Source organism: Streptomyces sp. NPDC008139, assembly GCF_042957025.1.
In the GTDB taxonomy this organism is placed as follows: domain Bacteria; phylum Actinomycetota; class Actinomycetes; order Streptomycetales; family Streptomycetaceae; genus Actinacidiphila.
Genome location: NZ_JBIBHM010000009.1, coordinates 202,435 through 214,913, shown reverse-complemented (window position 1 = coordinate 214,913; position 12,479 = coordinate 202,435). Strand labels below are relative to the sequence as shown.

At 71.4% G+C, this 12,479-nt stretch carries 6 protein-coding genes; 1 reads left to right on the top strand and 5 read right to left on the bottom strand.

All coding sequences use genetic code 11. From position 1 onward, the window contains the following. Positions 1 to 257: 257 nt before the first annotated feature. On the bottom strand, positions 258 to 2,774 hold the full coding sequence (pepN, locus tag ACFZBB_RS20955; protein WP_391124360.1) for an aminopeptidase N: 2,517 nt from the start codon (positions 2,772 to 2,774) through the stop codon (positions 258 to 260). Positions 2,775 to 2,913: 139 nt separating this feature from the next. On the opposite strand from pepN, the gene ACFZBB_RS20950 reads away from it, so the two are divergent. Beyond that, entirely contained in the window at positions 2,914 to 3,843 is a 930-nt protein-coding gene (locus ACFZBB_RS20950; protein ID WP_391124358.1) for a hypothetical protein, read from the top strand. A gap of 186 nt (positions 3,844 to 4,029) precedes the next feature. Here the strand turns inward: ACFZBB_RS20950 and ACFZBB_RS20945 are convergent, their stop codons facing one another. The 4 genes from ACFZBB_RS20945 to lgt all read right to left on the bottom strand — a co-directional run bounded on the left by ACFZBB_RS20945 (position 4,030) and on the right by lgt (position 12,340). After that, on the bottom strand, positions 4,030 to 5,493 hold the full coding sequence (locus ACFZBB_RS20945; protein ID WP_391124355.1) for a glutamate synthase small subunit: 1,464 nt from the start codon (positions 5,491 to 5,493) through the stop codon (positions 4,030 to 4,032). After that, on the bottom strand, positions 5,486 to 10,051 hold the full coding sequence (gene gltB / locus ACFZBB_RS20940) for a glutamate synthase large subunit (protein ID WP_391124353.1): 4,566 nt from the start codon (positions 10,049 to 10,051) through the stop codon (positions 5,486 to 5,488). Before gltB ends, ACFZBB_RS20945 begins: the two co-directional genes overlap by 8 nt. A gap of 420 nt (positions 10,052 to 10,471) precedes the next feature. Further along, positions 10,472 to 11,203 (bottom strand): VIT1/CCC1 transporter family protein, encoded by a 732-nt coding sequence (locus tag ACFZBB_RS20935; protein WP_391124351.1) that lies wholly within the window; start codon positions 11,201 to 11,203, stop codon positions 10,472 to 10,474. Between the two features lie 177 nt (positions 11,204 to 11,380). Beyond that, positions 11,381 to 12,340, bottom strand: a complete 960-nt coding sequence (gene lgt / locus ACFZBB_RS20930) for a prolipoprotein diacylglyceryl transferase (RefSeq protein WP_391124348.1) — start codon at positions 12,338 to 12,340, stop codon at positions 11,381 to 11,383. Positions 12,341 to 12,479: the final 139 nt, after the last annotated feature.

Genomic DNA, 12,479 nt, shown 5'->3' with positions numbered 1-12,479 from the left:
GGGGCCGGTCCTTCACCCGCGCCACCGCGCGGGCTGAGCGCGCAGTTCCCCGCGCCCCTGAAAAGACCGGCCCACCGCACCCGGCAAAGCAACCGCCCAGGCGCGCGAGGCCGCGCACTTCCCCGCGCCCCTGAAAAGACCGGCCCACCGGCCACGGCAAAGCAACCACCCAGGCGCGCGAGGCCGCGCAGTTCCCCGCGCCCCTGAGAAGACCGGCCCACCGGAGCCGGTAAAGGAACCGTCTCAGGGGGCTGGGCCTACCAGGTGGACCTGATGCGCGCGGCGCGGGAGAGGTCGTCGAGGCGGTCGGTGAGGGCGCGGCGGAGGGCGGGGATGAGGGTGGGGTCGCAGAGGGCGGTGCGGCCGAGTTCGAGGGCGGATTCGGTGACGACCTCCGAGGGGAAGCCGTAGCGGCTGATGGCCTCGGCGATGGCCGCGCCGCGACGGCCGGTGACGGCGATGGCGTCGGGGTAGAAGCGCGGGACGAACGGGCTGAGCAGGGCGTCCTGTTCGGGGTGCCAGAAGCCCTGGGCGGTGGCCGCGAAGAGGTAGTTGGACAGGGTGTCGTCATGGAACATCGACGCCCAGGCGGCCTCCTTGGCCGCCTCGTCCGGCAGGGCGGCCCGGCAGCGGGCGGCGCCCTCACGGCCGGTGCCGCTGGGGTCGCGCGCCAGCTCGGCGTCGATGTCGGCGGCGGTGGCGTGCCCGAGGACGGCGAGCCGCAGCAGCGCCTTCCAGCGCAGCTCGGCGTCGAGATCCGCCGCGCCGGGAATCTTGCCGTCGTCGTACCACTCTCGCAGTACGGCCGCCTCGCCCGCGGTGACGGCGCTGTCGATGAGGGTGCGGGTGGCGGTGAGCCGGACCCCGGGGCCGCCGTCGGCGAGCAGCGCCCGGCTGGTGGCGGCGAGCTTGCCGAGGGCGTCGGGGCGCAGCGCCGGGTCGAGGTAGCGGTCGGCGACCTGCGTACGCGCGAAGGTGAGGACGGCCTCGACCAGCGCCGGGTCGGTCTCGGCGGGCAACTGCCGTGCGACCAGGGCCAGATAGTCGCGCGGGGCGATCTTCGCGTCGCGTACGAGATCGCGGGCCGCGCACCAGGTGACGGCCCGGCTGAGCGGTTCGGGCAGCCCGCTGAGCGTCTCCTCCAGCGTCTCCCAGGTGTGTTCGTCGAAGCGGACCTTGGCGAAGGAGAGGTCGCCGTCGTTGAGCAGCACCACATCGGGCCTGGTGCCGGGCAGTTCGTGCGCGCTGACCGCGGCGGTCGCGTCGATGTCGACGGTGAGCCGGTCGCGCGGTACGAGCCGCGCGGGGTCGTCGGCGGCCCGGTCGTACAGTCCGACGGCGATCCGGTGCGGCCGGTCTCCGCTGTGGCTGATCTCCAGCCGCCAGCCGCTGTCGGAGGTGGCCACGGTGGCGGGCGTGAGCGTGTCGACGCCGCTGGTGCGCAGCCAGGCGGCGGCCCAGCCGGGCACGTCGCGTTCGGTGGCGCCGGCCAGCGAGTCGATGAAGTCGGCGAGGTTGGCGTTGCCGAAGCGGTGCCGGGCGAAGTGCTCGTTGATCCCGGCGAGGAAGTCCTCCTGGCCGAGCCAGGCGACGAGTTGGCGCAGCGCGGAGGCGCCCTTGGCGTACGAGATGCCGTCGAAGTTGTTGAGCGCGGAGGCGGTGTCGGGGACGGCCTCGGGGTCGGGGGCCACGGGGTGGGTGGAGGGCCGCTGGTCGGCGTCGGTGCCCCACGCCTTGCGGGCGACCGCGAAGTCGGTCCAGGTGCCGGTGAAGTCGGTGGCCTCCGACAGGACTTGGAAGCCCATGTACTCGGCGAAGGACTCGTTCAGCCAGATGTCGTCCCACCAGCGCAGCGTCACCAGGTCGCCGAACCACATGTGCGCCATCTCGTGCGCGATGACGACGGCCCGGAACTGCGCCTCGGTGGGCGTGAAGGCCGAGCGGAAGACGAACTCGTCCCGGAAGGTGACCAGTCCGGGGTTCTCCATCGCGCCCGCGTTGAACTCGGGGACGAACGCCTGGTCGTAGGAGTCGAAGGGGTACGGCTCCGCGAACAGCTCGTGGTAGCGGTCGAAGCAGCGGCGGGTGATGTCGAACAGTTCGTCGGCGTCCCGGTCCAGGTGCGGGGCGAGCGAGCGGCGGCAGTGCAGACCGAAGGGCAGCCCGGCGTGCTCGGTGCGTACCGAGTGCCAGGGTCCGGCGGCGACGGCGAGCAGATACGTCGAGATCGGCGGGGTCGCGGCCATCGTCCAGCGCCCGTCGCCCGCGGGCGTCTCGCCGGTACGGGTGGAGAGCGCGTTGCCGAGGACCGTCCACTGCGGCGGCGCGGTCACCGTGACCTCGAACACGGCCTTGAGGTCCGGCTGGTCGAAGGCGGCGGCGACGCGCTGCACGTCCTCCATGAAGAGCTGGGTGTAGACGTACGTCTCCCCGTCGGCGGGGTCGGTGAAGCGGTGCATGCCCTCGCCGGTGTGCGAGTACCGCATGTCGGCCTCGACCCGCAGTTCGTGGTCCCCGGCGGCGAGGCCGGGCAGCGGGAGGCGGTTGTCGTCCAGCGTGGCCGGGTCGAGTTCCGTGCCGTCGAGCACGACGCGGCGCAATGCGGCGGGCTTGAGTTCCGCGAAGGTGTCGCATGCGCGGTCGGCGGTGAAGGTGATCACCGAGGTCGAGCCGAAGACGTCCTCCCCTCGGGTGAGATCGAGGTCGATCGCGTAGTGGCGGACGGTCAGATCGCTGGCGCGGGTCTCGGCCTCGGCGCGGGTCAGAGCAGGCATGTCGCACATGCTGCCGCACGTCGGCGGCTCCGTCACCTGGTACCCCCGCGAGGCCGCCGTCGCGGGACGCCGAGGCCGCCGATGGCGGCGACAACGGCGCGGGCCGACGCGTAGGCTCGGTGGGTACGGGGAGGTGTTCATGGCCGAGCAGGCTGGACCCGGCGCGTCGTCGACGGCCGGTGGCGGGGCCATCGTGCACGGTTTCCCGCACATCGACACGGTGCGGTCCGCGCTCACCGCGCTCTACCGGCGGCTGTCGGGCGACGGGGTGGCCAGATTCGCCACCAGCGTCCATCCCGAACTGGTGGACTTCCCCGCGGACGAGGAGCTGTATCTGGGCGCGCAGCGGGTGGCCCGCGTCATGGTGCAGCACTTCCGGCTGCCGGACGCCCGGATGGTCGTGAGCTTCCGCGACATGGTGCACGCGGGCAATGTGGAGCTGGCCGCGGGGCCCGAGTACTTCATCGAGCTGCACTCGCGGTTCAGGACCGACCGGCGCGATGTCGGGGCGGCGCTCGCCCACGAGGTCATGCACGTCTACCTGCACCGGCTCGGTCTGGAGTTCCCCGGCACCCGGGACAACGAGATTCTGACCGACACCGCCACCGCGTATCTGGGCGCGGGCTGGCTGCTGCTGGACGCGTACCGCGAGGAGGCCGCCATCCGCGGCGAGCGGCTGATGATGTCGGCGTACAAGCTCGGCTATCTCACGCCGGAGGAGTTCGGCTACGTGCTGGCCATGCGCGCGGCGGCCTTCGGCGACGACATCGAGCCGTGGTTCCGCAGCGCCCAGGCCCGCGACGCGTACCGCGCGGGGCTGGCCCGCGCCCAGCAGGACGGGCGCCGCGCTCCCCTGGCCGCGTCGGGCTGGGCGGCCCGCCGCCGGTACGCCAAGGACCGCCGCGCGCTGGCGTCCGGCCCGGACTACACGTTCGAGGCCGCGCCCTCCGGCACGGTACGGGTCTCCTTCCCGTGCCCCACCTGCTTCCAGCGCATCCGCGTCCCCTGCCGGGGGCGCCTGCGCGCCCGGTGCGCCCTGTGCAAGACGGAGCTGGACGTCGACACGTGACCCTGCCGGGGGCGCGCTGTTCGCACGGCGGGTTCGTGGCCCAAAGAACGCGGCACCGCCCCCCGCGAGGGGAAAAGCACAACGCCCGCCTCCTTGGTCGGGGAGTGGCGGGCGCTGCGGTGTTGCGCGCTCCGCACGCCATTGTGCGGAGCGGGGTGGGACAGTCGGGACCGTCCGGACGCGACGTCAGACCATGAGGGGCCGGTCGGTCGGGCGGATGGGGGCGTGCAGGGCCGAGGCCAGACCGGTGAGGTAGGAGTCGACGGCCTTCGCGGCGGAGCGGCCCTCGGCGATGGCCCAGACGATGAGCGACTGGCCGCGCCCGGCGTCACCGGCGACGAAGACACCGTCGACGTTGGTCGCGTACGAGGCGTCGCGGGCGATGTTGCCGCGGGCGTCCAGCGCGAGACCGAGCTGGTCGACCAGGCCGTTGGACTGGTCGGTGCCGGTGAAGCCCATCGCGAGGGTGACCAGCTCGGCGGGGATGACCCGCTCGGTGCCCTCCTGCGGGACGAACTTCCCGTCCTCGAAGGCCACCTCGACCAGGTGCAGCGCCTTGACGTTGCCGTTCTCGTCGCCCTCGAACTTCATGGTGTTGACGGCGTAGACCCGCTCGCCGCCCTCCTCGTGCGCCGAGGTCACCTTGTAGACGGCGGGCATCGTCGGCCACGGCTGGCCTGCGGGCCGGTCGTCGGACGGCCGCGGCATGATCTCGAGCTGCGTGACCGAGGCCGCGCCCTGCCGGTGGGCGGTGCCGACGCAGTCCGCGCCGGTGTCGCCGCCGCCGATGACGACGACGTGCTTGCCCTGCGCGGTGATCGGCGGGGAGACGAAGTCGCCCTCCTGCACCTTGTTGGCCAGCGGCAGGTACTCCATCGCGAAGTGGATGCCGCCCAGCTCACGGCCGGGTGCGGGCAGGTCGCGGGAGACGGTGGCGCCGGCCGCGATGACCACCGCGTCGTACCGCTTGGCGAGCTTGGCCGCGTCGAGGTCGACGCCGATCTGCACTCCGGTGCGGAATTTGGTGCCCTCGGCGCGCATCTGCTCGATGCGCCGGTTGATGTGCCGCTTCTCCATCTTGAACTCGGGGATGCCGTAGCGCAGCAGTCCGCCGATCCGGTCGGCGCGCTCGTAGACCGCGACGGTGTGCCCGGCGCGGGTGAGCTGCTGGGCGGCGGCCAGGCCCGCGGGGCCCGAGCCGATCACCGCGACGGTCTTGCCGGACAGCCGGTCCGGCGGCTGCGGGGTGACGTCGCCGTTGTCCCACGCCTTGTCGATGATGGTGACTTCGACGTTCTTGATGGTGACGGCGGGCTGGTTGATGCCCAGCACGCAGGCCGACTCGCACGGCGCGGGGCACAGCCGCCCGGTGAACTCCGGGAAGTTGTTGGTGGCGTGCAGCCGCTCGCTGGCCTCGGTCCAGTCCTCGCGGTAGGCGTAGTCGTTCCACTCGGGGATCAGATTCCCCAGCGGACAGCCGTTGTGACAGAACGGGATGCCGCAGTCCATGCAGCGTCCGGCCTGCTTGCTGATGATCGGCAGCAGGCCGCCGGGGACGTAGACCTCTTTCCAGTCCTGCCTGCGCTCCTCGACCGGGCGGGTCGGAGCGGTCTCACGCGGGGTGGTGAGGAAGCCCTTGGGGTCAGCCATTTGCCGCCTCCATCATCTTCGCGGTGGTCTCGGACTCGGAGAGTCCGGCCTGCTCGGCGGCGTTCTTGGCGGCGAGCACTGCCTTGTAGTCCCTCGGCATGACCTTGCCGAAGCGGGTGAGGGCGCCGCCCCAGTCGGCGAGCAGCCGCTCGGCGACGGTGGAGCCGGTCTCCTCGAAGTGGCGGCGCACGACATCGTGCAGCCACGTGATGTCGCCCGCGTCCAGCGACTCGACGCCGACCATCCCGAAGTTGACGGCGCCGGGGTCGAGGTCGAGGACGTAGGCGATGCCGCCGGACATACCGGCCGCGAAGTTGCGCCCGGTGGCGCCGAGGACGACGGCCCGGCCGCCGGTCATGTACTCGCAGCCGTGGTCGCCGACGCCTTCGGAGACGACGGTCGCGCCGGAGTTGCGGACGCAGAACCGCTCGCCGGTACGGCCGCGCAGGAACAGCTCGCCGCTGGTCGCGCCGTACGCGATGGTGTTGCCCGCGATGGTGGAGTACTCGGCGAGGTGGTCGGCGCCGCGGTCGGGGCGGACGATGACCCGGCCGCCGGACAGGCCCTTGCCGACGTAGTCGTTGGCGTCGCCTTCGAGCCGCAGGGTGACGCCCCGGGGCAGGAACGCGCCGAAGGACTGGCCGGCGGAGCCGGTGAAGGTGACGTCGATGGTGTCGTCGGGCAGGCCCGCGCCGCCGTACTTCTTGGTCACCTCGTGGCCGAGCATGGTGCCGACCGTGCGGTTGACGTTGCGGATCGGCACCTGCGCGCGGACCGGGGCGCCGGACTCCAGCGCCTCGGCGGCGAGCCGGATCAGCTCGTTGTCCAGGGCGCGGTCCAGGCCGTGGTCCTGCTCGACGGTACGGTGCAGCACCGCGCCCTCGGGCAGCTCCGGCACGTACAGCAGCGGGGCGAGGTCGAGGCCCTGCGCCTTCCAGTGCTCCACGGCGTGGTCGGCGTCGATCAGCTCGGCGTGGCCGACGGCTTCCTCGATGGAGCGGAAGCCCAGCTCGGCGAGGATCTCGCGGACCTCCTCCGCGATGAACTCGAAGAAGTTCACGACGAATTCGGGCTTGCCGGTGAAGCGGTCGCGCAGCACCGGGTTCTGGGTGGCGACGCCGACCGGACAGGTGTCGAGGTGGCAGACGCGCATCATGACGCAGCCGGAGACCACCAGCGGCGCGGTCGCGAAGCCGAACTCCTCGGCCCCGAGCAGCGCGGCGATGACGACGTCCCGGCCGGTCTTGAGCTGGCCGTCGGTCTGCACGACGATGCGGTCCCGCAAGCCGTTGAGCAGCAGCGTCTGCTGGGTCTCGGCCAGGCCCAGCTCCCAGGGGCCGCCCGCGTGCTTGAGCGAGGTGAGCGGCGAGGCGCCCGTACCGCCGTCGTGTCCCGAGATCAGGACGACGTCCGCGTGGGCCTTGGACACACCGGCCGCGACGGTGCCGACGCCGACCTCGGAGACCAGCTTGACGTGAACGCGCGCCTTGGGATTGGCGTTCTTCAGGTCGTGGATGAGCTGGGCGAGGTCCTCGATGGAGTAGATGTCGTGGTGCGGCGGCGGGGAGATCAGGCCGACGCCCGCGGTGGAGTGCCGGGTGCCGGCGATCCACGGGTAGACCTTGTGGCCGGGGAGCTGACCGCCCTCGCCGGGCTTGGCGCCCTGGGCCATCTTGATCTGGATGTCGTCGGCGTTGACCAGGTACTCCGACGTCACGCCGAAGCGGCCGGAGGCGACCTGCTTGATGGCGCTGCGCCGGGCCGGGTCGTACAGCCGGTCGGCGTCCTCGCCGCCCTCACCGGTGTTGGACTTGCCGCCGAGCTGGTTCATGGCGATGGCCAGCGTCTCGTGCGCCTCGCGCGAGATCGAGCCGTACGACATGGCGCCGGTGGAGAAGCGCTTGACGATCTCGGAGACCGGCTCGACCTCGTCGATCGGGACCGGGCCGCGGTCGTTCTTCAGCCCGAACAGGCCGCGCAGCGTCATCAGCCGCTCGGACTGCTCGTTCACCCGCTGCGTGTACTGCTTGAAGATGTCGTAGCGCCGGGTGCGGGTGGCGTGCTGGAGCCGGAAGACGGTGTCGGGGTCGAACAGGTGCGGTTCGCCCTCGCGGCGCCACTGGTACTCGCCGCCGATGTCGAGCCTGCGGTGCGCGGCGGCGATGCCGGACAGCGGGTACGCCTTGGCGTGCCGGGCGGCGACCTCCTGCGCGACGACGTCGATGCCCGCGCCGCCGATCTTGGTGTCGGTGCCGTGGAAGTAGCTGTCGACGAAGTCGGACTCCAGGCCGACCGCCTCGAAGACCTGCGCGCCGCGGTAGGAGGCGACGGTGGAGATGCCCATCTTGGACATGACCTTCAGCACGCCCTTGCCGAGCGCCTTGATCAGGTTCTTCAGCGCGGTCTCGACCTCGACACCGGGCAGGAAGGTGCCCGCCCTGACCAGGTCCTCCACGGACTCCATGGCCAGGTAGGGGTTGACGGCCGCGGCGCCGTAGCCGATGAGCAGCGCCACGTGGTGCACCTCGCGCACGTCGCCCGCCTCGACGAGGAGGCCGACTTGGGTGCGCTGCTTGGTGCGGATCAGGTGGTGGTGCACGGCGGAGGTGAGCAGCAGCGACGGGATCGGCGCGTGCTCGGCGTCGGAGTGCCGGTCGGAGAGCACGATCAGGCGGGCGCCGTCCTCTATGGCGGCGTCGGCCTCGGCGCAGATCTCGGCGAGCCGGGAGGCCAGCGCCTGGCCGCCGCCGGTGACCCGGTAGAGGCCGGACAGGGTGGCGCCCTTGAGCCCGGGCAGGTCGCCGTCGGCGTTGACGTGGATGAGCTTGGCCAGCTCGTCGTTGTCGATCACCGGGAACGGCAGGGTGATGTTGCGACAGGAGGCCGGGCTGGGCTCCAGCAGGTTGCCCGACGGGCCGATGGTGGAGATCAGCGAGGTGACCAGTTCCTCGCGGATGGCGTCCAGCGGCGGGTTGGTGACCTGCGCGAAGAGCTGGGTGAAGTAGTCGAAGAGCAGCCGGGGGCGCTCGGAGAGCGCCGCGATCGGCGAGTCGGTGCCCATCGAGCCGAGCGGTTCGCCGCCGGTCCTGGCCATCGGCGCGAGGATGATCCGCAGCTCTTCCTCGGTGTAGCCGAAGGTCTGCTGGCGGCGGGTGACCGAGGCGTGGGTGTGCACGATGTGCTCGCGCTCGGGCAGGTCGGAGAGGTTGATCAGCCCGGCTTCCAGCCAGTCGGCGTACGGGTTCTCCGCGGCGATGCCCGCCTTGATCTCGTCGTCCTCGACGATCCGGTGCTGGACGGTGTCGACCAGGAACATCCGGCCGGGCTGGAGGCGGCCCTTGCGGATCACCTTCTCCGGGGCGATGTCCAGGACGCCGGACTCGGAGGCGAGCACGACCAGGCCGTCGTCGGTGACCCAGTAGCGGCCGGGGCGCAGTCCGTTGCGGTCCAGGACCGCGCCGACGACGGAGCCGTCGGTGAAGGTGACGCAGGCCGGGCCGTCCCAGGGCTCCATCAGCGTGGAGTGGTACTGGTAGAAGGCGTGCCGCGCCGGGTCCATCGACTCGTGGTTCTCCCACGCCTCGGGGATCATCATCAGCACGCTGTGCGGCAGCGACCGGCCGCCGAGGTGCAGCAGTTCCAGCACCTCGTCGAAGGACGCGGTGTCGGAGGCGCCGGGCGTACAGATCGGGAAGATCCGCTCCAGGTCGCCGCCCTGGCCGCCGCCCGCCGGGCCGAAGAGGTCGCTGGCGAGCTGCGACTCGCGGGCCCGCATCCAGTTCCTGTTGCCCTTGACGGTGTTGATCTCACCGTTGTGCGCGACGAAGCGGTACGGGTGGGCGAGCGGCCAGCTCGGGAAGGTGTTGGTGGAGAAGCGCGAGTGGACCAGCGCGATGGCGGTGGCGAACCGCGGGTCGGACAGGTCGGGGAAGAACGGTTCGAGCTGCCCCGTGGTCAGCATGCCCTTGTACACGATCGTCCGTGCGGACAGCGACGGGAAGTACACGTCGGCCTCGCGCTCGGCGCGCTTGCGCAGGACGAAGGCGGGCCGGTCGAGGTCGATGCCGGAGGCGGCACCGGTGCTGTCGGCGACGAAGAGCTGCGAGAAGTACGGCATGGTCGAGCGGGAGGTGGTGCCCAGCAGCTCGGGGGCGACCGGGACCTCGCGCCAACCGAGTACGGTCAGGCCCTCTTCTGCGGCGATCCGCTCGATGGCGTCGACGGCCTTGGCGCGGTCCTCGGTCTCGACCGGGAGGAAGGCGAGGCCGACCGCGTAGTGGCCCTGGTCGGGCAGCGCGAAGCCGGCGGCCTCGCGCAGGAAGGCGTCCGGGATCTGGAGGAGGATGCCCGCGCCGTCACCCGAGTCGGGCTCGGCGCCGGTGGCACCACGGTGCTCCAGATTGCGCAGAACGGTCAGCGCCTGCTCCACGAGCCCATGGCTCGCCTCGCCGGTGAGGGTGGCCACGAAACCGACGCCACAGGCGTCGTGCTCGTTGCGGGGGTCGTACATCCCCTGCGGGGCGGGGCGCCCGTCCATGAACGCGGAACGCGAACGCATGGCTCTCCCGTCGTCGTCTTTGGCTTGTATGCATTGCCTGTTCCCAGGCATGCGCAACAGGGACGACGTTGGCCCTCTGCGATTTCGTGCAGGTTACATGATGGACGAGTGTTCGAGAAGCGGATACTCAGTTCCAGCATGTGGACATGATGGGTGGTGGAACGAACAGATCAGGCCAGCGCCGTGTCGGAGGTTTTCCGGCCGGGTCCAGCGCGCTACCGGGCCGCTTTCTGCCGGTGCGCCACCGGGTAATGCCCCGTGCGACGGCTACTGAAACGACGGGGAAACATGAGGCTTGTGGCCGCTGGTTTCCTGTGGGTTTCCCGAGTCCGGTGGAGCGGGCGCACGGCACATCGCCGATCACCCGATCGGACCAGTGGGCCGACCGCACCGGTCGGCCGTTCAGACCGTTCGGAGTGGTCAGCCGACCGCTGTGCCGATGAGCGCGCCCAATACGAAGGTAACCCCGCCGGCCGCCGCGCCCAACAGCAGCTGCCGAACCCCGCTGTACCACCAGGAACGCGCGGTCACCCGGGCCACGGCCGCACCACAGCCGAAGAGCCCGGCCAGCGCGAGGACGGCCGCGGGCCACAGCGAGTGGCCGCCCAGCAGATACGGCAGTACGGGCAGCAGGGCGCCCAGCGCGAAGGCGACGAAGGAGGAGGCCGCCGCGACCAGCGGCGACGGCAGGTCGGTCGGGTCCACGCCCAGTTCCTCGCGGGCGTGAATCTCCAGCGCCCGCTCCGGGTCGACGGAGAGCTGCCTGGCCACCTCGCGGGCGAGCTTCGGCTCCACACCGCGCGACACGTACAGCTCGGCCAGTTCCCGCAGCTCCGCCTCCGGGTGGCGGCGCAGCTCGATCCGCTCGATCTCCAGCTCGGCCTCGACCAGCTCCCGCTGGGAGGCCACCGACGTGTACTCCCCCGCCGCCATCGAGAAGGCGCCCGCCGCCAGGCCCGCGAGCCCGGTCACCACGATGGTCCGCGACGAGACGTCGCCGCCCGCCACTCCCGTCATCAGCGCCAGGTTCGACACCAGGCCGTCCATCGCCCCGAACACCGCCGGGCGCAGCCAGCCACCGCTCACATCACGGTGCGAGTGGTGCGGTACGTGATACGGCGCCGCCGTCGTCTCCTCGACAGCCGTTGACATCCGTCCCCACCCCTCCCCAGGCAGCCTCCCGCGAGGCCGCACGACCACCAGTCGCATTCGACCGTACGCTCGAATGCAACTCGCCGCCAGCAAGGAAAGCCTGCCCTGACCTGCCCTTTCTCCTCCCGAAGAGGGTACGCCGCCACTACGCGTGACGCGCTTCTCAGGGGCGCGAGGTCAGAGCGCCTCGGAGGCTCGCTTCGGGTCGACGGAACCGACGGAAGCCTCGTCCTCGGCGGAGGAGGAGTCGATCGCGTCGTCCGCGTCCGGGTCGGACGACGACGGCGAGGCGTCGTCGGGGCCCTCACCGGGGGCGAGAGGCTCGATGTTCTCCTCGCGGCCGGGCCGCTTGCGGCCGACGACGACGAGGTACACGACGGCGCCGATGAAGACGACGATCGCGGTCCAGTCGTTGAGCCGCATGCCGAGGATGTGGTGGGCGTAGTCCACGCGCATGTGCTCGACCCAGGCGCGGCCCACCGTGTACGCGGCGACGTAGAGGGCGAAGGCCCGCCCGTGGCCGAGCTTGAAGCGGCGGTCGGCCCAGATGACCAGCAGGGCGACGCCGACGCACCACAGGGACTCGTACAGGAACGTCGGGTGGTACGTGGCGATGTCCGGCGTGCTCTCCGGCCGGTGCGCGGGGTCGATCTTCAGGCCCCAGGGCAGCGTGGTCGGGCCGCCGTACAGCTCCTGGTTGAACCAGTTGCCCCAACGGCCGATCGCCTGTGCGAAGGCGATGCCCGGCGCGATGGCGTCGGCGTAGACCGGCAGCGCGATCCCCCGGCGGCGGCAGGCGATCCAGGCGCCGAGCGCGCCGAAGGCGATGGCACCCCAGATCCCCAGGCCGCCCTGCCAGATCTTGAAGGCGTCGACCCAGTCCTTGCCGCTGGTGAAGTACAGCTCGTAATCGGTGATCACGTGGTACAGCCGGCCGCCGACCAGGCCGAAGGGCACCGCCCACACGGCGATGTCCGCGACCGTGCCCGCCCGGCCGCCGCGGGCGATCCAGCGCTTGCCGCCGAGCCATACGGCTACGAAGACACCGATGATGATGCAGAACGCGTAGCCGCGCAGCGGAATGGGTCCGAGGTGGACGACTCCGTGCGACGGGCTGGGGATGAATGCGAGTTCCATGGCAATGACCGACGCTACCTTGCCGGGCGGGAAGTGCGGCAACCCGCCCGGCTACGTATGGATAACGGCCGGGACTCCTCCGGCCCCTCCGGGGGAATCCCCGCGGACGCCGAAAGTCCCGGAATCAAGCCTCGGCAGG

Bases quoted from the DNA above. Each gene is read 5' to 3' on its own strand.
- ACFZBB_RS20950 (WP_391124358.1), top strand. From the start codon at position 2,914: ATGGCCGAGCAGGCTGGACCCGGCGCGTCGTCGACGGCCGGTGGCGGG.
- ACFZBB_RS20945 (WP_391124355.1), bottom strand. From the start codon at position 5,493: ATGGCTGACCCCAAGGGCTTCCTCACCACCCCGCGTGAGACCGCTCCG.
- ACFZBB_RS20935 (WP_391124351.1), bottom strand. From the start codon at position 11,203: ATGTCAACGGCTGTCGAGGAGACGACGGCGGCGCCGTATCACGTACCG.
- pepN (WP_391124360.1), bottom strand. From the start codon at position 2,774: ATGCCTGCTCTGACCCGCGCCGAGGCCGAGACCCGCGCCAGCGATCTG.
- lgt (WP_391124348.1), bottom strand. From the start codon at position 12,340: ATGGAACTCGCATTCATCCCCAGCCCGTCGCACGGAGTCGTCCACCTC.
- gltB (WP_391124353.1), bottom strand. From the start codon at position 10,051: ATGCGTTCGCGTTCCGCGTTCATGGACGGGCGCCCCGCCCCGCAGGGG.